The organism is Muribaculum sp. NM65_B17 (genome assembly GCF_004793735.1).
GTDB classification, from domain to species: Bacteria; Bacteroidota; Bacteroidia; order Bacteroidales; family Muribaculaceae; genus Muribaculum; species Muribaculum gordoncarteri.
Genome location: NZ_SRYY01000016.1, coordinates 1 through 22,342, shown reverse-complemented (window position 1 = coordinate 22,342; position 22,342 = coordinate 1). Strand labels below are relative to the sequence as shown.

Genomic DNA, 22,342 nt, shown 5'->3' with positions numbered 1-22,342 from the left:
GCCCGTTATGCAAGAGTACCCTGCTTAAGCTGTTCGACAAAGTTGTCTATGTCCCTCATTCGTCGCGGTATGTTTATGCCCTGCGGACAATGAGGACGACATTTGTTGCAGCCTATGCAGTGGTTGGCCTGACGCAACTTGGGCACCGAACGGTCATATCCCACGAGGAAAGCCTTGCGGGCTTCGGCATAATGCGGATCCTGTGAGCTTTCGGGCACATTTCCCTCATTGACACACTTGTTGTAGTGGGCGAATATCGCGGGAATGTCAAGTCCGTAGGGACACGGCATGCAATACTTGCAGTCGGTACACGGAACCGTGGGATAATTCAGTATCAGGTTGGCCGCGGTTTCAAGCATCGCGAGCTCATCGTCAGTGCAAGGCTCCAGAGGCGAATAGGTACGCAGGTTATCCTGCAGGTGCTCCATGTAGGTCATGCCGCTGAGCACCGTAAGCACACCTTCGGGAGTTCCGGCGTAACGGAAAGCCCAAGAAGCCACGCTGTCGTCGGGACGGCGCTGCTTGTACTGCTCCTCGATGTGCTTGTTGACCTGAGCGAGTCGGCCGCCGAGCAGTGGCTCCATTATCACCACAGGTATGTCACGCTTATGCAGTTCGTTGTAGAGATATTCGGCATTGGTGTTGCTCGGATTGCTCGCCTTGGCATGCTTCCAGTCGAGATAGTTCATCTGTATCTGCACGAAGTCCCAGCGAATCTCGCCCTTGTCCTGCATCTCCAGAAGATGGTCAAATACCTCCACATCTCCGTGATAGGAGAATCCGAGATTACGTATATTGCCTTTCTTGCGCTCATCCTTAAGGAAATCGAGCACGCCGTTGTCGATGAAGCGGTCGTTAAGCTGCTTTATACCGCCCATTCCCACACCATGAAGCAGCATGTAGTCGATATAGTCGACCTTCAGCTCCTTCAGCGATTTGAGGTATATGTCGATTGAGCGCTCACGCGTCCATGTGTCGGGCGAGAAGTTGGACATTTTAGTGGCGATGAAATATTTGTCACGCGGGTGACGGCTCAAAGCCACTCCCATTGCACGTTCACTGAATCCCTTGCAATAGGCGGGCGATGTATCGTAGTAGTTGACGCCATGCTCCATGGCATAGTCGACAAGACGATTCACGGTTTCCTGGTCGATGTTGTCACCGTCGGGACGGGATTCGGGCAATGTCGGCAGACGCATACATCCGTAACCGAGCAGCGACACCTTGTCGCCGGTGACACTGTTGGTCCTGTAGGTCATCTCACCCGAAGCCTTCTTGGGTGACGCAGTACCGGCAGGAGCGTCACTTGCCTTCTCCTCCGACTTGGCTCCGCAACGAGCAAGAGCCACAGCGGCGCCCGAAACTCCGAGCGCACGTAAAAATCCACGACGGTTTATCTTGTTTTTATCCATGATTGCAATTTTATTAAACGTTACGGTGAACTTCATGTCCCTCTACATAGATGGCGCTGAACGGGCGTGACGGGCACAGATTCTCGCATGCGCCACAGCCTATGCAACGCTCGGTGTTGACCGACGGCACCTTGGGCGAATCGGGGTTGTCGGCATCAAGCGATATCATCGTTATAGCCCCCACGGGACAGTGACGGGCGCAGTTGCCGCATGACACGCCTTCGGTCACGGGAAGACAGTTGTTGCGCACCCACACCGCATGGCCCACCTGAGTGGCGCTTCGCTCGGCCCGGTCAATGGGTAGAATGGCCCCGGCAGGACACATATCGGAGCATGTCGTACACTCGGGTCGGCAATATCCTCGTTCAAACGAAACCTCAGGCTGCATGAACGTGTCCAGTTCGGTCGAAGGACGCAACACACCGTTGGGGCAGTTGCTCACACAAAGCTGACACGATGTGCAATGCTTCGTGAAGTTGGCTATGCTGCGGCTTCCCGGAGGAGTTATGCGAGTCTGTCGCACGGGCTTCTCCTTATCTATAATAATCGCGAGGCCGCCGTCGACAGTCTTCTCTTCGGCCTTCAGCACTGCGGTTCCGGCAAGAATGGTGCTCACTGTCAGAAACTGGCGGCGTGACTTGTCAACCGACTCATCGGCCTCCTTGACCGATGACTTTGACCGATGGGCATAGGTCAAAGCTCCTTGCTTGCAATAGCCTATGCAGTCCATGCAGGCCACGCAGCGCGTATAGTCTATCTTCTGATTCTTTGAATCGATGCACGACGCCTTGCAGTGACGGCCGCACGATCCGCAGTGATTGCACTTTGAAGTGTCGATGACAGGCTTAAGCCATGAAAACTGTGACAAATAACCCAGTATTGTGCCTACAGGGCAAACAGTGTTGCAATAGGTGCGGCCATTCATCCACGCAAGCACGGCAACCACGATGAATGTGATTGCGGCAACAGCCACCATGGCCCATGTCACGTAGTAGTCGACATGCCAGAAGGTGTAACTGTCGGGCGACTCGGCTGCAGCGAGTGCATTGTTGGCATCGACATACAGGGGCTTAACCAGCGAGCTGACTATTCGTCCGTATTCGCTGTAAGGCTCGATGAATGCGGCGATGCGTGCAAGGCCCAATGCTATAAGCAGCACAAACAGTGCAAGCATCGTTATTCGGAGCCAGGTGACGGCAGGTGAATATGTGAACTTGCGGCGCTTGGCCACCTTTCCGTGAATCCACGATATGACATCCTGCATAACTCCGAGCGGACACAATACCGAGCAATAGACTCGCCCGAAAATCAACGACACAACTACGAGAACGGCCACTACGACCACATTCATCGCAAGCAAAGCGGGCATGAACTGCCATTTGGCAAGCCATCCTACATATCGGACAGCCGTCCCGGTAACATCAAGGAACAGCATAGTGACAGCAAGCAAGCATATCACGGCAAGAATTACACGAATTGTTTTTAACATGACTATAGCACTGTATTTTGTTGAATAAAACAAATTTAAATATAATAATCGTACCAGCTTATATATTTAATATTTTTTATCAAATTTGGAAAATAAGAAGAATTTGCCTACTTTCGCATCAACAATAAATTTTCGATTTTGACTGCACGACACTTCACTCCATTTTCACTTAATCTGCGCGGAAAGCTTGTTGAGTTTTCGCGTCAGCAAGTGATGGGCATAATAAATGTAACGCCTGATTCATTTTACTCGGGGTCGCGCACTCAAAGCCACGACGACATAGCCCTGAAGGCAAAGAAAATGCTTGACGAGGGGGCCGACTGGCTCGACCTCGGAGCATACTCCACGCGTCCCGGTGCCGATGATGTCACGCCGGCCGAGGAGATTGAAAGACTAAGAACAGGAATGCGTGCAATACGCTCCGTTGCACCCGATGCTATCGTAAGCATCGACACATTCCGTGCCGATGTCGCACTACAGGCCGTGGAGGAGCTGGGAGCCGACATGATAAACGACATTTCGGGAGGTTTGCTCGACGATGACATGCCCTCGACCATCGCGAAGCTCAAGGTTCCCTACGTGCTGATGCACACACGCGGAACTCCGGCAACTATGCAGCAACTCACCGACTATCGCGATGTCACCGGCGATGTGCTTGCCGAGCTTGCACGCCGAATCGACATATTCGGCATGGCGGGAGTCAACGACATAATCGTGGATCCGGGATTCGGATTTGCCAAGACGGTAGAGCAAAACTACCGATTGCTCCGCGACTTGGAGGCATTCCATGTGTTTGAACGCCCCCTGCTCGTGGGTGTGTCACGCAAATCAATGATATACCGCACCTTCGGCACAACTCCCGACGAAGCCCTTAACGGCACCACGGTAATAAACACGATTGCGCTAATGGCCGGAGCATCGGTGCTTCGCGTCCACGACGCTAAAGAGGCTGCCGAGGCGGTAAAAATAGTTGAACTCACTTACAACGACAAGACATGGCTCCATTTGGAATAAAAGACGCTCTCGACATATTCATAGTGGCATTGCTGCTATTTTACCTCTACCGAATCATGAAGGAGTCGGGCACCATCAACATCTTCTTCGGGGTGCTGGCATTCATCATAGTGTGGGTGGTGGCATCGGAGATTCTCGAGATGCGCCTCATCGGTACGATTCTCGACAAGGTGATGTCGATAGGTCTTATAATACTTGTGATTCTGTTTCAGGACCAGATCAAGAGATTTCTCGTCGAACTCGGCAACCATAAGCGTTGGCGGTTCCTGCGCGACCTGTTCCGCCATCACCGAGGCGACAAGAGTAATGATGCCGACACACGCCGATGGGTGATGCCGATTGTCTACGCCTGCATGTCAATGTCCAAAGCCAAGACAGGGGCACTTATAGTAATCGAGCAGTCTATTCCGCTCGAAAACTATGAAAAGACCGGCGACATGATCGACTCGGCCATAAATTCACGATTGATTGAAAACATTTTCTTCAAGAACTCACCCCTGCACGACGGAGCGATGATAATAGCCCATGAACGCATAAAGGCTGCCGGATGTATTCTGCCGGTGAGCCATGACACCAACATTCCGCGTTCGATGGGATTGCGCCACCGCTCGGCACTCGGCATCAGCCAGGCCACCGACGCAGCCGCAATTGTAGTAAGCGAGGAAACGGGGGGAATATCATTTGCCTACCGAGGCTCAATCGTAAGCCGTCTTTCATCGACCGATCTCGAGCATCGCCTGTCACAGCTCGTCGCCAACGAATAGCGAGGAGCATCAACAGCAGGCCGAATCATCGCGTTAACATTCGTTGTCGCAACATCCGCGATAGTCGTCACATGGCTTTTCTGCCGATTTATTGCGCTCACACTTATCGATAAGCACGCATCCGTTACACGACGGATTCGCTCCCTTACGCGTGTTCCTATATATTCGGCGTGCATAGCTTACAATGAAAATCAATGCACATATTACAATAAGCCCCACCCACACCCATTGCAGTGTATAGTCGGTTATCTTAAACGCTACCATTACTATTTTATATATTACTATTTTATATATTGCTTTATTAATTGATATTCCTGCTCAAAGTTGGGAGTAAACACACCCTTGCCTATCGAACCGTCGATTTCGCCCGCCGACCAGAACCGACCTTCGGTAATCTCCTTGGGATCGGGAACTATGGCTGTCGACTCATCGACATAGACATAGAAAGGATTGATCAGCTCACGTTCACGCGACGAATCAAAAACGTAGGGCGACAACGCTATCGGCTCGATGTCACGCAGTCCGAGCTCTTCACGCGCCTCACGACGAAGAGCGTCAACCACAGCTTCGCCGTAGTCGACATGACCGCCAACCGATGTATCCCACTTCCCGGGCTGGATGTCCTTGTCGCACGACCGTTTCTGCAAATAGAGCCCTGCTCCCGGCATAATGACATGGAGATGCACCACCGGATGCAGCAACATCGACCCGCCGTGACACTCGCGGCGGGTGACACTGCCTGTGACATTGCCCGCCTCATCGACAATAGGGAATAACTCTTCGCTGTTCATCATTTATATTGTTTCTTTATCAAGGATGCAAGTTTGGCCGGAGTGAGTTCCGGTGAGTAATCGTTGAAATCGAGCCTCAGTGTGCAACCCTCGCGAAAACGGCTGCACCCGTAGGCGGCGCGACCTTTAAGGATGTGACCTTGTCCACAGGCCGGACACACGATGTCGTCGAGCTTCTTTATTCTCGGAGCGCGTGGCTTCTTAGCCGCTTCGCCCGAATTATCGCCACTCTTGGAGCGTTTTTTCTTGACAGGCTCCTCATCGGCCACCTCGATGCGTCGCGACGAGTTGTCGCTCAACACGTTTATCACGATGTCGCCTATCAGCGTCTTCAATTCGGAGATGAAATCGGCCGCCGAGAAGTCGCCACGTTCGATTCGTCGCAATTTGTTCTCCCACAGTCCGGTGAGTTTCGCGCTTTTAAGCAGCTCCTCATTGATGGTTGCCACCAAGTCGATTCCGGCCTGCGACGCCATTATGTTTTTACGCTCACGATATATGTAACGCCGCTTGAACAGTGTTTCGATAATCGACGCGCGTGTCGAGGGGCGCCCTATGCCGTTCTCCTTCATGGCCTCGCGCAGCTCCTCGTCGTCAACTGTCTTTCCGGCCGACTCCATGGCCCGCAGCAAGGTTCCTTCGGTATAGTATTTGGGCGGTTGCGTCTGCTTCTTCAACAACGAAGGCTCGTGGGGACCGCTCTCCCCTACCGTAAACGGAGGCAAAATCCTGTCGTCGCTCTGCTCGCCGTCGTCATTGCCTTCATTGGAGTCCTTGCCGGCATATACGTTACGCCATCCCGGATCCACGATTACCTTTCCCGTAGCCTTGAATCCCACGCCTCCGGCTTCACCAAGCACGGTGGTTGCCCGGAATATACAGTCGGGATAGAACGCCGCAATGAATCGCAACGCTATTAGGTGGTAGAGCTTGCGCTCATCGCCTATAAGCGCCGACGGCGACTGTCCCGTAGGTATTATGGCATGGTGGTCGGTCACCTTCGAGTTGTCGAATACCTTCTTTGACTTCGGAATCTTGGCCGACAGCAACGGAGCCGTCAAAGTGGCATAAGGTGTCATCTGCTTCAGTATGCCGGGTATTTTGGGATATATGTCGTCGCTCAGATAGGTGGTGTCGACACGCGGATAGGTGGTCACTTTCTTCTCATACAGCGACTGGATGAGCCGCAACGTGTCGTCGGCCGTCCATCCCCATTTCTTGTTGCACTCGACCTGCAGCGAAGTCAGGTCAAACAATCGCGGCGGGGCTTCCTTGCCCTGCTTCTCGGCGACATCCTTTATCACCATCGGCACACCCGAGATTTTATTCATGGCCTCGGTGGCCTCGGCTTCGGTTTTGAATCGGCCCGAAGTGGCATTGAATGTCACTTCGCGATAAAGGGTCTTAAGCTCCCAGAAATCCTCGGGCTTGAAATTGGCTATCTCATGATGACGCTGCACAATCAGCGCAAGAGTGGGTGTCTGCACCCTGCCTATCGAAAGCACATTGCCCGGCGACGAATATTTCAGCGAATAGAGCCTTGTGGCGTTCATCCCGAGAATCCAGTCGCCTATGGCACGTGAAAGTCCCGCATAGTATAGTCGGTCATAATCACTCTCGGGCTTCAGGTCGTTAAACCCCTCGCGTATCGACTCGTCGGTCAGCGAGCTTATCCACAACCGGCGCACCGGGCAGTGTATCTCGGCTTTCTGCATGACCCATCGCTGGATCAGCTCACCCTCCTGGCCGGCATCACCGCAATTGATCACCTCATCGGCCTCGCCTATAAGGGTCTTGATAACGTTGAATTGTCGCTCGATGCCTTTGTCGGCTATAAGTTTTATGCCGAATCGCTTGGGAATCATCGGCAATGCGCCCAACGACCACCGCTTCCACAGGTCGGTATAGTCGGCAGGCTCCTTGAGTGTGCACAGGTGACCGAAAGTCCATGTCACTTTATAGTCACCGCCCTCATAGTAGCCGTCACGCTTGACATTGGCTCCCAGAATGGCGGCAATGTCCTTGGCGACACTCGGTTTCTCGGTGATGCAAAGCTTCACGGCCCACTCGATTAGTTACGTGTCAGATGACATGTGTCGACACCTCGCGGCGTGGTGATGATCATCACGCCCGACTGCAGGGTGTTCATCTTCGGGAAATCGATCTCAATAGGAATCACGCCGTCGTCCTCCCATTGAAACCAACGCTTGAAGTCAACGCCGTCAATGTCGTTGGCTCCGTATGTCATGTCGTTGCACTTTAGCACTATTTCGTCGATGCGCTGCGATGTGTGAGGACGGCCCACAAGCTTGCCGTAAACACGAGTGAGGTCGGCACGATAGTCGATGCTGTCCACGACGAGCGTTATGTGTTCGGCGGCTGAAGCTCTGTATCGGCGTTCAACACGGGCCTGGGCAATGAGCACTGCGGCTATCAGAAACAGCACCGAAATGCCGAAAATCCAAACACGGTTCTTCTTATTCACATTTTCACTCATCTTTATATTTTATATAAATCTATAGCAAGTTTTTTAATTTTGTTCGATTGATTTGGCCTCATTCCACAGTTCATCCATCTCGGCAAGCGTCATCTCCTTCAAGTTTCGTCCTGCCTTCTTGGCTGCCGCCTCAACATAGTTGAAACGCGAAATAAACTTCTGGTTGGTGCGTTCAAGCGCATTCTCGGGATTCACGCCATAAAGCCGCGCGGCATTCACCAGGCTGAAAAACAGGTCACCAAACTCAGCCTCCATGCGATCCTGCGACATGGCATCAATCTCCTTTGCCACCTCGCCTATCTCCTCGCACACCTTGTCCCACACCTGGCTGCGCTCATCCCAGTCAAATCCCACATTGGAGGCCTTCTCCTGAATGCGGTCGGCCTTTATCATTGCGGGGAGCGACTTGGGCACACCGGCAAGCACGGTCTTGTTGCCACCCTTCTCCTTTAGCTTTATCTGCTCCCAGTTCTGCTCAACATCATGCGAATCGTTGACCTTTGTGTCGCCAAACACATGAGGATGGCGGAATATAAGCTTGGAGTTAAGAGCCTCGGCCACATCGGCTATGTCGAAGTCGCCGCTCTCCTCGCCTATCTTGGAATAAAACAGGATGTGAAGAAGCACGTCGCCAAGCTCCTTCTTGATGTTGGCCTTATCGGAATTGAGCAAAGCCTCGCACAATTCGTAGACTTCCTCTATCGTATTCGGGCGCAACGACTCATTGGTCTGTTTTCGGTCCCACGGACACTCCACTCTCAAAATGTCAAGAGTGTCAATGACTTTGCCAAGCGCCTCGATTTTTTCCTCTCTGGAATGTTTCATAACGTTGATTTATTGATGCAAAGATACGAATAAGTTGAGAGCAATGCCAAATTTATTTGAGCATTGCCGAACGTGAGTATCTAAGACGGAGTCAAAGATACGAATAAATTTACCCACTATTCGCACCAAACTCCACAAAATTATGTTATATAACAACAAAACGATGTAACTTTGCACCAAAATCACATTAATCTACAACGACATGAACAAAGCCCTGTTTTTTGACATAGACGGCACATTGGTCAGCTTCAAGACCCATGAAGTGCCCGAATCGACAATCGAGGCTCTGCAAAAAGCCCATGACCGAGGCAACAAGATATTCATATCGACCGGTCGTCCCTATCAGATAATCAACAATCTCGGCCCGCTGCAGCAGCGAGGCCTGATCGACGGCTACATAACGATGAATGGAGCTTACTGCTTCATAGGCGACAATGTGCTGTATAAAAGCCCCATTCCGCAGGAAACGGTGAAAAACGTTGCCGAGATAAGCCGACGCGAAGGATTCCCCACCATATTTGTAGGCGAAAAGAGCATGAAAGTGTGTCAGCCCGACGAAGAAGTGCGCAAGATATTCTACGAATTTCTGCATGTCGAGGTTCTCCCCGTGGCAACATTCGATGAAGTTGTCGACATCGAAACCTACCAGATGACACCGTTCTTCACCACTGATTTTGAGCCGAAGATAAAGCCCTACCTCAATCAATGCGAACTTAACCGCTGGTATCCTACATTTGTCGACATAACGGCCAAAGGCAACACAAAAGCCCACGGAATACAGGTGATTCTCGATCATCTGCACCTCAGTGTCGACGACGCAATGGCATTCGGCGACGGAGGCAATGACATTCCCATGCTCCTTGCCGCAGGCACAGGAATAGCCATGGGCAACTCCGACGACAAGGTAAAAGCCGCAGCCGATTATGTGACGACATCGGTCGATGACAACGGAATTGCCAACGCCCTGCAACGGTTTGGTCTGATATAGCGTGAAATGTCGTCCATAAATGTTAACGTAACATAACTCGTTGCTCTTAAGCCCTAATCGTAGACAAATCGAGTCGAAAGACGACAATAAGATAGCATAATTGGAAAAATTTCATTATCTTTGCACACAATTCTATAGTCAATCTTAAAATTAATGGATATCAACAAGGTTCTATACATTTCTCAGGAAATCACGCCTTACCTACCCAGCACTCCCATGTCGGAGATTTCCCAGAAGCTGCCGCAAGGCATACAGGAACGCGGCTCGGAAGTGCGCACATTCATGCCTAAATACGGGTGCATAAAGGAGCGTCGCAATCAACTCCATGAGGTGATTCGACTTTCAGGAATGAACATAATCATCGACGATTCCGACCATCCCCTCATCATAAAAGTCGCCACGCTTCAACCGGCCAGAATGCAGGTCTACTTCATCGACAACGAGGATTACTTCCTGCGCGGACAATCGTCCAAGGACCTTGAAATAAGGCTGACTCCCGAGGACAACGACGAGCGCATAATGTTCTACGTAAGAGGCGTGGTCGAAACCGTGAAGAAACTGCGTTGGGATCCCACGCTGGTCCATGCTTCGGGATGGGTATCGGCTCTCGCCCCCATATACCTGAAGCGAGTTTATTCCGATGATCCGTCGTTCCGCAACTCCAAGGTAGTCTACTCGGTGTTTGACGACAAATTTGACGGAACACTCGACCCCCGCATGGAGGAAAAGCTTAAGATGGAAGGATTCACCGACGAGGACCTGAAATCGATATCCTCGGCTCCGGTCGACTACGTGGCCCTGAACAAGCTGGCTATTGACTATTCCGACGGTGTGATTCAGGCATCACCCGAAATAGACCCCGAGATATTGAACTACATCAAGGAATCAGGCAAGCCGTTCCTACCCTATCCCGGCGAAACGGAATATATCGACAAGTACGCCGAATTCTACAATTCGCTCTAATTACTATTAAGCAGTACACAATTCACAATGAAAATAAAAAACCTATTCATTGTCACGCTGATTGCTCTCGGAGTCATCAGCTGTAATGAAGACAGCACTATAGGCTCATCGATTGTTAATGACGAGCTCGCTGTAGTAATCGACTCCACATTTACCGTAACGGGTCATTCGGTGCCCAATGCAAAGATTCAATCACGCACCGATGTACAACTTCTCGGAATAATCGACGCAAAAGGCTACGGACATCTGTCAAGCGAATTTGTAACACAATTCATGCCTTCCAACGCGCTTGACACAGTAGGTGTAACCGTAAACGACATCGACTCACTGATGCTCGGCATGGTCATGAGCGAAGGCCAGTATGTAGGCGACTCCATCGTGCCGATGGGAATCGATGTCTACCGCCTCAAACGCGCTCTACCCTATCCCATATTCAGTAATTTCAATCCCGAGGACTACTATTCGCCCGATGACCTCATAGCGTCAAAAATCTATAACGCTACCCGACTTGGAATGCCCGATTCGATAGCCAAAGTTTACCGCAATAACAAGCAGGTGCCTGTCGAGGTCAAGCTCCCCGTCGAGCTCGGACGCGAATTTTTCAAAAAATACAAGGAAAGCCCTGAAACATTCAACGATCCCGAACGATTTGCCGAGTGGTTCCCCGGACTTTACATCAAAAACAGCTACGGCACAGGTCGTGTGATGCGATTCTACAACACATCATTGGCATTGCACTACACCAAGCACATAACCGCCGACTCCACCACCCACATGCGCAAGGCAATAATGGCCGTAACGCCCGAGGTTGTAAACAACAACAACATGGAGCTTTCGATAAGCCCGCAGATAAAGTCACTCGCACAAACAGCTCCCATAGTCATGGCTCCCCTCGGCTACAACACCGAAGTGACCCTGCCGGCTCAGGACCTGCTCAACCGCTTCCGCTCGCAATCGGGCGACTACACCGTGGTCAACGCAATGACATTTGAGGTTCCTGCCGAAACCATCGAGAACGACTACGACATCAAGGCTCCCAACTATATGCTGCTTGTAAGGAAGGACAAGTTGACCGATTTCTTCGCCACGACCCAAATCAACGACGATGTAACTTCGTTCTACGCCATCTACAACACAGCTCGCAAGTCCTATACATTCTCCGCAATGCGCGGCTATTTCACCGACCTGCTTAAGAAGGACAAAATAACGGCTGCCGACTGCGAGTTTGTGCTCGTCCCTGTCAATCTTAATGTCGAGTATGTGCAATCGGGCTACAACACTAATGAAGCCGTTGTAGTGGCAATCGTCCCCTATGTCGACACTCCCGCAATGGTGAAATTTGACCTCGACAAAGCAAAAATTAAGCTCACATATAGCAAGCAAACGATAAATAATTAGTATCTTTGCACTCACAAACAAGCCACAATAGCTCAGTTGGTAGAGCATTTCATTCGTAACGAAAAGGTTCGTGGGTTCGAGCCCCACTTGTGGCTCAAAGAGGTGGAATAAAATGATTTCACCTCTTTTTTATTTTATCGGTCAATAACTGAACAAAACCTCTTCACCATGCGTATAATAACATCATTAATCATCGCAATCGCAATGTTACTATCAACAACAGGATGCGCCGAAAAGACTCCGCATGTCATAGCACATAGAGGCTATTGGGACACCGACGGTTCGGCCCAGAACTCTATAAGGTCAATCGTCAAGGCCGATTCAATCGACTGCTTTGGCTCGGAATTTGATGTTTGGATGACCGCCGACGGGCAATTGGTAGTGTACCATGATGACGCTGTCAACGGATTTGTCATCGAAAATTCCAACGCCGATGATGTATTGAGTCAGAAGCTCGAAAACGGAGAGAACGTGCCCACTCTTGACCGATACCTTGAAGCTGGAAAAAATCTTGGTGTAAGACTTATATTTGAACTTAAGCCGCACACCGACCGCGCTCAGGAGTCACAGGCCATAACCAAGCTGCTCGATATGGTGCAAAGCAAGGGACTTGCCGACCGAATAGATTACATAACATTCTCCAAGGAGGGGATGCTGGAGCTGATTGAACGCGCTCCGGCAGGAACCCCGGTCTACTACCTCAACGGAGAGATGACACCTGAAGAGCTTAAAGAGGCGGGAGCCGCAGGAATGGACTACGAACTGGATGTGCTGAAGGCTCATCCCGAATGGATTGACCGATGTCACGAGTTGGGGCTGAAAGTCAACGCCTGGACGGTGAATGAAGCCGACGACCTGCAATGGTGCATCTACCACAAGCTTGACTTCATAACGACCAACGACCCGGAACTGCTGCAGTCATTAAAGCATCAACAAGGTCTATCTAAATAGTACAAGAAACAATCAGGGCTGCCCCCGACGGGGACAGCCCTGATCCATTGTATATAACATGCGCAGTTATTATCAGAACAACTTTTCAGGATAAGTGCCGTCCTTGTGAAGTTCGGCAAACTTGGCAACAACACCTGGGCGGTCGGCGGCATAAGTAACGCCAAACCACTTTGACTCAGTGTCAAGCACCTTGACTGTAGCTTCGCCCGAGTTAATGAGAGTGTCGATTACAAGGGGAATGAAGAACTCGGCCTTGGGAGTGTTGATGTCCTTCTTTAGGAAGTTGACAAACTCACGCTCGCTGTAATCGAAATAGTCGGGAGTGAATCCCCACAGGTTCATCGAAACCGGAGTCGAGGGAGCGAGCTTCTGAACTTCACCGTTCTCGTCGGTAAACACAATGTCGTGGTTGTCGTCATAGCTGATGGCTGTGCGCTCTACAACCGAGGTGAGCAATCCGTCCTTGTTCTCGCACACGCCGCGAGCCACTGAACCGTTCTCGGTCATGGTGTTGCCTACACGGAATCCCACCATGCAGTAATCGCCCTTGCGGTCGCGAGGACGCGAAAGTTCCTTTGCAATCACCTCAAATGCATCACGGCCATAGAAGTCGTCGGCATTGATTACGGCAAAGGGCTCCTTGATTACATCCTTACCCATGAGTACGGCATGATTGGTACCCCAAGGCTTGGTGCGGTCGGCCGGACAGGTAAAGCCTTCGGGAAGAGCGTCGGTTGACTGGAACACAACTTCTACAGGCACATGTCCTTCATATTTTGACAAAATCTTATCGCGGAAATCCTGTTCAAAATCCTTGCGGATTACGAATACCACCTTTCCGAAACCCGATTTTATGGCATCATAAATCGAGTAATCCATGATGGTTTCTCCATTGGGGCCGAGCGAATCGAGCTGCTTCAACCCTCCATAACGGCTGCCCATGCCGGCAGCAAGCACAAACAATGTTGGTTTCATTACTTAGATGATGTTTGGTTTATTTAGTTTTGAATCGATAAACTATGGTTTGATCATACACTTCACCCACGCCAAGAAGCTGCGAGGGGAAATTACGATGATTGGGAGCGTCGGGCATTCCCTGACACTCGATGGCAACACCGTCGTAGTCCTCGTAACCGCGGCCGCTCTTGCTTTCAGGGCAGCCGGCCAACCAGTTGCCGGTGTAGACCTGTACTGCCGGCTGGGTGGTTTCCACCTCAAGCACACGACCGCTCTTGGCCGACTCGAGCACAGCTATCTTCGACAGGTTGTGCTTGTGCCAGTTGTCGACAACCCAGCAGTTGTCATAACCCTTTCCGTAGACGAGTGCGGGGAAATCGGCCTTTATGTCACGGCCCAGTTTCTTGGGAGCGGTAAAGTCCATGGGAGTTCCATTTACCTCGGCAATCTCTCCGGTTGGGATGAGTGTATCGTCGGTGGGCAGATAGCGTGAAGCCATCAGTTGAAGCTCGTGATCGAGCACGCTTCCGCTGTTTTCGCCGTCAAGATTGAAGTAGGCGTGATTGGTGAGATTGACAATAGTCTTCTTGTCGCTCTCGGCCTTAAGCTCTATTGTAAGCTCATTATTGTCGTTCCATGAATATATCACGGTAGCGGTGAGCTTGCCGGGATATCCCTCTTCACCGTCGGCTGCGACATAGGTGAACTTTACATGGCTGCCGCAGGCTTCCGATTTCCAGTTTTGGTTCATGAAACCCTCGGGACCGCCGTGAAGGGCGTTAGGCCCGTTGTTTATGGCAAGCTGATACCCCGTTCCGTTGATGGAGAACTTACCCTTGGCGATACGGTTGGCATATCGTCCGGGGGTCTTTCCGGCACAAGGGCCGTCGCCTATGTAGTCGGCCGGATTGGCATATCCGAGAGCCACATCGGCCATGTTGCCGTCCTTATCGGGAACGACTACGCTTACTATACCGGCTCCAAGGCTCGACACGGTTACCGATGCGCCTGAAGCATTTGTTAAAGTATAAAGTGTTATGTCACCCTTGGGCGACACAACACTTTTTGATTCAATTCTCATATTGTAAATTTATGATTATTAGCATCTACGGGCTCCGTCGGAAACGATTACTTCATAAACCTGAGGTTCATGACCGTACTTGGCGTTAAACTTCTCCTTGGCGGTAGCGATGAAATGGTCATACAACTCATCCTTTACAAGGTTGATTGTGCAGCCGCCAAATCCGCCGCCCATTATACGTGAACCGGTAACGCCACACTCCTTGGCTATGTCGTTAAGGTAGTCAAGCTCCTCACAACTTACCTCATAGAGTTTCGACATTCCTTCATGGGTCTTGTACATGCGGTCGCCTACAGTGTCATAATCGCCGCGCTGAAGAGCGTCACACACGTCGAGCACACGCTGCTTCTCCTCGATCACATACTTGGCGCGCTTGTAATCCTCTTCCGAGATTTGATCCTTGATTCGGTCAAGGTCGGCAAGCTCGGCGTCACGCAATGTTTCTATGCCGAGAGTCTTTGCCACATGCTCGCATGAAGCACGGCGCTTGTTATAGGGAGAGTCAACGAGTTCATGCTTAACCTTGGAATCTACAAGAACCAGCTTATAGCCGTCGAGCTTGAAGGGGAAGTACTCATATTCAAGCGAGCGGCAGTCAAGACGCATGAGGTGATCCTTCTTTCCGAACACTGAAGCAAACTGGTCCATGATACCGCAGTTTACACCGCAATAATTGTGCTCGGTCGACTGGCCTATCTTTGCAAGTTCAAACTTGTCTATCTTATTGTCGTTGAACATGTCATTCATGGCAAATGCAAAGCAGCTCTCAAGAGCGGCCGATGATGAAAGACCGGCACCCAGGGGCACATTGCCTGCAAACACGGCATCGAAGCCTTTTACAATGCCTCCGCGCTTGATTACCTCGCGGCACACACCGAATATGTATTTTGCCCACTGCTGTGAAGGAGCATCTTCTTCATTCAAGCCAAATTCGGCATAGTCATCGATATCGATTGAGAATACACGTACCTTATCGGTTCCGTTAGGCTTGATTTCAGCCATGATTACCTTATCGATTGCTCCGGGGAATACAAAACCTCCGTTGTAATCAGTGTGTTCTCCAATAAGGTTGATGCGTCCGGCCGACGCATAGAGAGTACCGGCAGCTCCAAAGCGTTCGCTAAATTGCTGCTTGATTTTTTCAGTCATGTCCATAATGGTAGTTTAAAGTTAATTGTTTTGGTAATTGGATTTACTAACTGCAAAATTAACAATTTATTTCTAAAATCATAATCATAAAGTAGTTTTTCTCATTATATTCTAATGCAATCAAATAATTTAACTATATTTGCCATTAGCGAATGTCACATAACACCATAAGCCATGAATACCCGATTTTGCGGCATTGCCGTTGCCGCAATTACAGCAGGGAGTGTCATGCTTTACGGCGATGCTATCGATGATTACGCCGTCGGTCGCAAAGACGCTGCAATTAAAAGCACCGTGAAAAGTCACTACCGTCCCCGCAACTACGTGACGGAATCACACAACGACATTAACCTGTGGCAATCTCTTCTCAAAGTGGACGCCTCCGACTATGACGACGGAAGCGTGCTCAATCGTTACGCGATGACAACGGTGACCCCGGCATTTGACTCCCAAGGCGTCCCGCTCAACTTGGGATTCGACCGGATAGTTCCGCCTGAATGGTGGAAGTCATCCGACATGATGACATCGGCCGCAATGGATCTTTACAACATCGTGGTGTGTGACCAGGAGCTTATGCAAAAGCGCAAATCGCTCCCTCTTGCCGATGTCGTCAACGTTGAATCGGACAACGGATTCTGGAGGTACGGCATATCGCCACTCTACGGCAGCGAAAAGATTCAGTGCATCGAACCTCCGGCCGAATACAAGGGCGACTTCGCCCGCGCTTTAATGTATATGGTCAGCGTGTATCCTCCGTCGATATGGCAGGGATGGGGCGATGTGATGCTGCTGGGCAACGAATATCCCACAATGCGCGACCATTCCGTAACGCTTTATCTCAAGTGGCACTACGACGACCCTGTTTCGCCTCTTGAGCTGCAACGCAACGACCGCATCGAGGCTATTCAGGGCAATCGCAATCCCTTTGTCGACCATCCCGAACTTATCGACTACATCTGGGGCCGGAAAGCCGGTGAGATATACGGCACTCATGACGCTCCTGTCGACCCCGACGACCCCGACCGCAAGCGCACTCCCCTGAAGGGCAGCTACACGGTAGCCGATGGTGCCGTCGACCTCTATTCGCCCTATGTTCCCGACGATGCCGAGTGGACAATCGACCTGCAGCCCGTCGCCGGGAAGAGCCTGCCGATAGACGACATCGCGGCAGGACATCACGAATTAAGGTACACAGCCGGCGACATGAAGGGCCGACTCATAATCAACATCACGAAATGAAACCGATAGTCACAGCAACTCTCCTGACGGCATTGTCGCTGACAATAGCAGCATGCAGCCGCAATCATCGTGAAGGCCCCATAGACCCCGATTGGATTGAGGAGCCCGGCCTGCGTCCCGAGGATCCCGAAAAGTTTGACTTCACTCCCGAGCTGAGCAATGACGCATTGCGGTTTACCTCCAATGACCTGTCGTTACGCTACGACGACGGAGGCATACTCTTCAGCCGCAGCACATCGGGTAACGTAACGGTGGAAATCGTAGAGCTTGCCACCGGACACTCGGTAAGCTTCTCATCGGAGAGCCTGTGGGATGAAGGGCCGCTGAAAGCACCGTCATTGAAAATCAACGGATCCGAAATCAAAATAACCGAAGCCTCGATAGAGCATATAAACGAAAAAAGCGCATGGATATACATCCACGCGCCTAAAAATCATATCGTTTTGGTTATTGACCGATGACTCGATTCAACGACGGCTTTTCACCGGCTTCTCGTCGGCAAACTTATTGGGAAAGTCGATGTGAACCTTGGGCCGCATCATGGCATATATCACAAGACCGACGCCAAGCAGGATGAACGGGATGCTCAGCTGCTGACCGATGTTGAGCGTCATCGTAGCCTCACGTGCCACCTGGTCGTTCTTTATGAACTCGATAAGGAAACGCGGAAGGAATATACCGATAAAAAATACGCCGAGTATCAATCCGGGACGCTCCTCGGCATTCTTCTTCCAGTACATCCACATCAACAGCGCAAACAACGCGAAATAACATAAAGCCTCATATAGCTGGGTCGGATGCACCGCCTGCCCTTCATATAACTCATGCCACTCCCTCGACCTCACAAACATGAAGCCCCACGGCAGTGTCGTAGCGGTTCCGAATATCTCGGAATTGAACAGATTGCCTATCCTTATCAATCCGCCCACAAGGGCAATGGCTATGACAAGTCGGTCGAATGTCCACAACGGACTGCGCTTTGTGACAAATATCGAAAACAGTATTACAGCTATTATTATGGCTATCGTGCCGCCGTGACTTGCCAGGCCACCCTCCCAGATGTAAAGAATCCTTATGGGGTCGGCGCGGTAGACATCCCATTCATAGAAAAACACGTGGCCAAGTCGCGCACCCACTATCGTGGCCACCACGACATAGATGAGCAATATTCCAAGCCAACGCTCGGGAGCTCCCTCGTGCTTAAACATTTTGGCAACGAGCTCATAGCCTATCAGGAAGCCTATCGCAAACATCAGCCCGTACCAGCGTATGGTAACGAAACCGCTGAATATCTCGGGATTGGCCGCCCAGGTAATATAGTCAAGCATATCTTATGGAGATTATTTTAATTTTGTATCTGCAAAATTAAGAAAAAGGTTGCAATAAACTAAGTTTATCGCAACCTTTTATAATGTCGTGATCAATCAACGCGCTCTTATACGAGATGGCGTATAAGCTCCTCGCGGTCGCCGTAGAGCATGTCGATGACCGGAATCTCGATCATGGTGTATGCTCCGGGGCGCTCAATCATCGTGGCGCGTGCAACGCCTACGAGAATCTGAGCCGTAAGGGCCGGATTATTGATTGACATGTTGAACTCGAAACGCTGATTCTGGGTAACGCCCGAAACTCCCTTGCGCACCATGTTGACACCATGTCCCATATCCTTGATTTCGTCAACCGAAGGCACTTGGAACACGTGAGTTTCATCGCTCGCAAAGTAGGGATCTTCCTTAACCGACTTGGCAATCTGGTCGATGGTATATCCATCCTCGACTTCGACATACACCATTCGGCGGTGGATGCCGGTTCCCAACGGAATAGTCATCGAAAGCGCATTCTTAACACCGGGCTTCGATTTTACGGCTACGGTGTGTCCCATGCTCATGCCGGGGCCGAAATTGGTGTAGGTAACCCCCTTGGGAGCGGCAGCCTGCATCAATGCACGCACGATAGAGTCGCTTCCCGGATCCCACCCTGCCGAAATGATGGCCACTGAACCGTGAGCCTTGGCAATAGGATCGAGCGTGGCACGCAGGTCGGCTATCGAACCGTGTATGTCGAAACTGTCGACTGTATTCACTCCTTCGGCCAGCAACACCCTGGCATGTTTCTCCACCTCACGTGTCGGGGTACAGAGGATAGCCACATCGACATCCTCAAGCTCCATCACGTCGGCCACTACTTTGTAGCCGGCCAGCTCGGCAGGTACATTAGAGGGATCTCGTCTTACAACTCCTGCAACCTCGAAGTCGGGTGCTTGTTGCAATGCCTCAAGGACATATCGTCCGATATTGCCATATCCCACTATGGCGGCTCTTATTTTCTTCATTCTATATTATAATGTGTAATTATTTAAAATCACTCGGGCTGACGGCCGTTTACGATGGCCTCGGTGTCACGTGCTATCATCAGCTCTTCATCGGTAGGTATCACAACCACCTTGACCTTGGAGTCGGCAGCAGAAATAACCTTCTCTTCACCGCGTGACGATGCGTTTACAGCGTCATCAATCTTAACGCCGAGATAGCTCAAATGTTCACACACGGCCTTGCGCAAAGGCTGCTGGTTCTCGCCCACTCCGCCGGTAAACACTATTATGTCCACGCCGTTGAGCACTGCGGTATAAGCGCCGATATACTTGATGATGCGGTAGATATACATGTCAAGGGCAAGCTTGGCACGCTCGTTGCCTTCAGCGATGGCTGCATCTATGTCACGCATATCCGATGATATGCCCGAGATGCCGAGCACTCCGCTCTTCTTGTTGATGAGATTGCTGAGCTGCTTGGTGTCGAGATGCTCCTTATCCATTATGAATGTAAGTGCGCCTGGGTCGACATCACCTACACGTGTACCCATCATGAGGCCTTCCACGGGGGTAAGACCCATTGATGTGTCGATGCTCTTGCCGTCCTTTACTGCGGTTATCGAGCCGCCGTTACCGATGTGACAGGTTATTATGCGCTGATTCTCGTAGGGAACGCCAAGGAAGTCACACACGCGACGGGCTACATAACGATGGCTTGTTCCGTGGAATCCGAAACGACGCACACTGTACTTGGTGTAAAGCTCGTAGGGCAATGCATACATGTAGGCTTCGGCAGGCATCGTCTGATGGAAAGCAGTGTCAAACACTGCAACCTGAGGCACACCGGGCATAAGCTCGGTGATGGCATCTATACCCGCCATGTTTACTGGATTATGGAGAGGTGCCACATCGTAGCACTCCTTGATTTTCTCGATAACCTCGTCATTGATGAGCACGCTCTTGTTGAACTTCTCGCCTCCGTGAACCACGCGGTGGCCCACTGCGTCAATCTCCTTGAAGCTGCTGATGCAGCCATAGGTGGGATCGGTCAAGATATTGAGGATATCCATTATGGCCTTGCGATGGTCGGGAATAACCTCATCTATCACCTTCTTGCTGCCGTCGGGAAGACGGAACTTCAGGAATGATCCGGGAATGCCGATTTTCTCAACACCGCCCTCAGCGAGAGTCTTCTTGTCGTCGACATTGATAAGCTTATATTTTACCGAACTGCTTCCGCAGTTAAGCACCAGTATATTCATTTTATTGATTCAGATTAAAATGTGTATTACTTCAATTTGTTCATTAATGTCCTATGGCCTGATTACAGGTTATGACAATTGTCTTGTAGATATCTTCGGGGAAACATCCGCGTGAAAGGTCATTGACAGGAGCGGCAAGACCTTGCAGAATCGGGCCTACAGCCTGAACACCGGCAAGACGCTGGACAAGCTTGTAAGATATGTTTCCTGTTTCAAGCGACGGGAATATCAGCACATCGGCCTGTCCCTTCAACGGGCTGTTGGGAGCCTTGCTCTTTGCAACTCCGGGAACTATTGCGGCATCGGCCTGAAGCTCGCCGTCCACAACAAGTTCGGGAGCCTTCTCGTGAAGCAGATTGGTAGCCTTAATCACCTTGTCGACGCGCTCATGCTTGGCACTTCCCTTGGTTGAGAAGCTCAACATGGCTATGCGCGGCTCGATTCCTGCGATGTCACGCGCCGTATCGGCTGCCGACATGGCTATCTGAGCCAACTCCTCGGCTGTCGGGTCGGGAAGCACTGCACAGTCGGCAAATACGAGAATACCGTCCTCGCCGAAAGGTGAGTTTTCAGGAAGGAGCATGATAAACGCACCCGAAACCACATTGATGCCCGGCTTGGTCTTGATAACCTGGAATGCGGCACGAAGCACATTGCCGGTTGTGTTGAGAGCACCTGCGACTTGACCGTCGGCATCGCCCTTCTTTATCATAAGACATCCCAGATACAAGGGATTCGATGCCATCTTGCGAGCGTCATCCATTGTTATGCCCTTGCTCTTGCGGAGTTCATAGAAAAGGGGTGCATACTTGTCAATAACGGCACTATCGGCAGGATTCACGATGCGGGCACGGCTTATGTTGGTCAAACTCAGTTCTCGTGCAGCGTCAGTTATCTCAGCAGGATCACCGATAAGGATAACATCGGCGATTCCTTCCGAGATTATACGGTCGGCGGCAGTTAATGTACGAGGTTCTGTTCCCTCAGGGAGCACGATACGTTGACGGTTTTTCTTAGCTTTGGTAATTAGCTTGTCAAATAGTCCCATAATAATTATGAATAAGTTATTTAATTTCTATCTGCAAAATTATAATTTTATGACAACATCTCCCACCCCTCGTTAATATTTTTTATTAAAAATTTCGGGGAGGGTATAAAAAGAATCAGGCCGGCTGCGATGTGCAGTCGGCCTGATTGTGAAGGGGGCGGTTACCTACTCTCCCACTTTCGCAGTACCATCGGCGTGGCGGG

General features: G+C 50.8%; 22 protein-coding genes and 1 tRNA gene. 9 read left to right on the top strand and 14 right to left on the bottom strand.

Features of this window, described 5'->3' with window-relative positions:
- Positions 1-5 precede the first annotated feature (5 nt).
- A complete protein-coding gene (locus tag E5354_RS13425) occupies positions 6-1,415 on the bottom strand; it encodes an aldo/keto reductase (protein WP_210433149.1) in 1,410 nt (469 codons plus the stop codon).
- Between the two features lie 10 nt (positions 1,416-1,425).
- Complete coding sequence (locus tag E5354_RS13420; RefSeq protein ID WP_135947780.1) at positions 1,426-2,901, bottom strand: 4Fe-4S binding protein; 1,476 nt, start codon at positions 2,899-2,901, stop codon at positions 1,426-1,428.
- Between the two features lie 138 nt (positions 2,902-3,039).
- Between E5354_RS13420 and folP the strand changes: the two genes are divergently transcribed.
- Both folP and cdaA read left to right on the top strand, forming a co-directional pair.
- Complete coding sequence (gene folP / locus E5354_RS13415) at positions 3,040-3,915, top strand: dihydropteroate synthase (RefSeq protein WP_370268452.1); 876 nt, start codon at positions 3,040-3,042, stop codon at positions 3,913-3,915.
- Entirely contained in the window at positions 3,897-4,679 is a 783-nt protein-coding gene (gene cdaA / locus E5354_RS13410; RefSeq protein WP_123396819.1) for a diadenylate cyclase CdaA, read from the top strand. Before folP ends, cdaA begins: the two co-directional genes overlap by 19 nt.
- A gap of 33 nt (positions 4,680-4,712) precedes the next feature.
- Here cdaA and E5354_RS13405 read toward each other — a convergent pair whose 3' ends face one another.
- The 5 genes from E5354_RS13405 to mazG are packed head-to-tail and all read right to left on the bottom strand — an operon-like array spanning position 4,713 to position 8,792.
- Positions 4,713-4,943 (bottom strand): resistance to Congo red protein, encoded by a 231-nt coding sequence (locus E5354_RS13405; protein ID WP_123396818.1) that lies wholly within the window; start codon positions 4,941-4,943, stop codon positions 4,713-4,715.
- 17 nt (positions 4,944-4,960) lie between these two features.
- The gene (locus E5354_RS13400; protein WP_135947788.1) at positions 4,961-5,470 is read right to left on the bottom strand and encodes an NUDIX hydrolase; all 510 of its coding nucleotides are present in this window, start codon (positions 5,468-5,470) and stop codon (positions 4,961-4,963) included.
- Positions 5,470-7,530, bottom strand: coding sequence for a DNA topoisomerase 3 (locus E5354_RS13395; protein WP_135947779.1), 2,061 nt, complete (start codon positions 7,528-7,530; stop codon positions 5,470-5,472). Before E5354_RS13395 ends, E5354_RS13400 begins: the two co-directional genes overlap by 1 nt.
- A gap of 11 nt (positions 7,531-7,541) precedes the next feature.
- Entirely contained in the window at positions 7,542-7,955 is a 414-nt protein-coding gene (locus tag E5354_RS13390; RefSeq protein WP_136410435.1) for a hypothetical protein, read from the bottom strand.
- Between the two features lie 45 nt (positions 7,956-8,000).
- Positions 8,001-8,792, bottom strand: coding sequence for a nucleoside triphosphate pyrophosphohydrolase (gene mazG, locus E5354_RS13385; protein ID WP_135947778.1), 792 nt, complete (start codon positions 8,790-8,792; stop codon positions 8,001-8,003).
- 202 nt (positions 8,793-8,994) lie between these two features.
- Here mazG and E5354_RS13380 point away from each other — a divergent pair, with 202 nt between their 5' ends.
- From E5354_RS13380 to E5354_RS13360, 5 genes are all read left to right on the top strand, one after another.
- Entirely contained in the window at positions 8,995-9,780 is a 786-nt protein-coding gene (locus tag E5354_RS13380; protein ID WP_135947777.1) for a Cof-type HAD-IIB family hydrolase, read from the top strand.
- 153 nt (positions 9,781-9,933) lie between these two features.
- Complete coding sequence (locus tag E5354_RS13375; protein WP_135947776.1) at positions 9,934-10,743, top strand: glycogen/starch synthase; 810 nt, start codon at positions 9,934-9,936, stop codon at positions 10,741-10,743.
- A 27-nt stretch (positions 10,744-10,770) separates the two neighbouring features.
- A complete protein-coding gene (locus tag E5354_RS13370; RefSeq protein ID WP_123396812.1) occupies positions 10,771-12,141 on the top strand; it encodes a DUF4270 family protein in 1,371 nt (456 codons plus the stop codon).
- Between the two features lie 21 nt (positions 12,142-12,162).
- Positions 12,163-12,236: transfer RNA gene (locus tag E5354_RS13365), tRNA-Thr, on the top strand.
- Positions 12,237-12,345: 109 nt separating this feature from the next.
- Positions 12,346-13,092 carry a glycerophosphodiester phosphodiesterase family protein gene (locus E5354_RS13360; RefSeq protein WP_246863821.1) on the top strand — a complete coding sequence of 249 codons (747 nt, stop codon included), beginning with the start codon at positions 12,346-12,348 and terminating at the stop codon, positions 13,090-13,092.
- Between the two features lie 72 nt (positions 13,093-13,164).
- On the opposite strand, the gene E5354_RS13355 is transcribed toward E5354_RS13360, so the two are convergent.
- Genes E5354_RS13355 through galK form a run of 3 tightly spaced genes read right to left on the bottom strand, consistent with a single transcriptional unit; the run spans position 13,165 to position 16,279 of the window.
- Positions 13,165-14,067: a sugar phosphate nucleotidyltransferase gene (locus E5354_RS13355; RefSeq protein ID WP_123396810.1), complete on the bottom strand. Its 903-nt coding sequence runs from the start codon at positions 14,065-14,067 to the stop codon at positions 13,165-13,167.
- Between the two features lie 19 nt (positions 14,068-14,086).
- Entirely contained in the window at positions 14,087-15,130 is a 1,044-nt protein-coding gene (locus tag E5354_RS13350; RefSeq protein WP_135947774.1) for an aldose epimerase family protein, read from the bottom strand.
- Between the two features lie 18 nt (positions 15,131-15,148).
- Entirely contained in the window at positions 15,149-16,279 is a 1,131-nt protein-coding gene (galK, locus tag E5354_RS13345) for a galactokinase (RefSeq protein WP_135947787.1), read from the bottom strand.
- A 174-nt stretch (positions 16,280-16,453) separates the two neighbouring features.
- Here galK and E5354_RS13340 point away from each other — a divergent pair, with 174 nt between their 5' ends.
- Both E5354_RS13340 and E5354_RS13335 read left to right on the top strand, forming a co-directional pair.
- A complete protein-coding gene (locus E5354_RS13340; RefSeq protein ID WP_135947773.1) occupies positions 16,454-17,518 on the top strand; it encodes an endonuclease in 1,065 nt (354 codons plus the stop codon).
- The gene (locus E5354_RS13335) at positions 17,515-17,979 is read left to right on the top strand and encodes a hypothetical protein (RefSeq protein ID WP_135947772.1); all 465 of its coding nucleotides are present in this window, start codon (positions 17,515-17,517) and stop codon (positions 17,977-17,979) included. Before E5354_RS13340 ends, E5354_RS13335 begins: the two co-directional genes overlap by 4 nt.
- 6 nt (positions 17,980-17,985) lie before the next feature.
- On the opposite strand, the gene lgt is transcribed toward E5354_RS13335, so the two are convergent.
- The 4 genes from lgt to pta all read right to left on the bottom strand — a co-directional run bounded on the left by lgt (position 17,986) and on the right by pta (position 22,139).
- The gene (gene lgt / locus E5354_RS13330) at positions 17,986-18,846 is read right to left on the bottom strand and encodes a prolipoprotein diacylglyceryl transferase (protein ID WP_135947771.1); all 861 of its coding nucleotides are present in this window, start codon (positions 18,844-18,846) and stop codon (positions 17,986-17,988) included.
- Positions 18,847-18,953: 107 nt separating this feature from the next.
- A complete protein-coding gene (locus E5354_RS13325) occupies positions 18,954-19,850 on the bottom strand; it encodes a diaminopimelate dehydrogenase (RefSeq protein ID WP_123396805.1) in 897 nt (298 codons plus the stop codon).
- 29 nt (positions 19,851-19,879) lie between these two features.
- Positions 19,880-21,091 carry an acetate/propionate family kinase gene (locus tag E5354_RS13320; protein ID WP_123396804.1) on the bottom strand — a complete coding sequence of 404 codons (1,212 nt, stop codon included), beginning with the start codon at positions 21,089-21,091 and terminating at the stop codon, positions 19,880-19,882.
- A 43-nt stretch (positions 21,092-21,134) separates the two neighbouring features.
- Complete coding sequence (gene pta / locus E5354_RS13315; protein WP_123396803.1) at positions 21,135-22,139, bottom strand: phosphate acetyltransferase; 1,005 nt, start codon at positions 22,137-22,139, stop codon at positions 21,135-21,137.
- Positions 22,140-22,342: the final 203 nt, after the last annotated feature.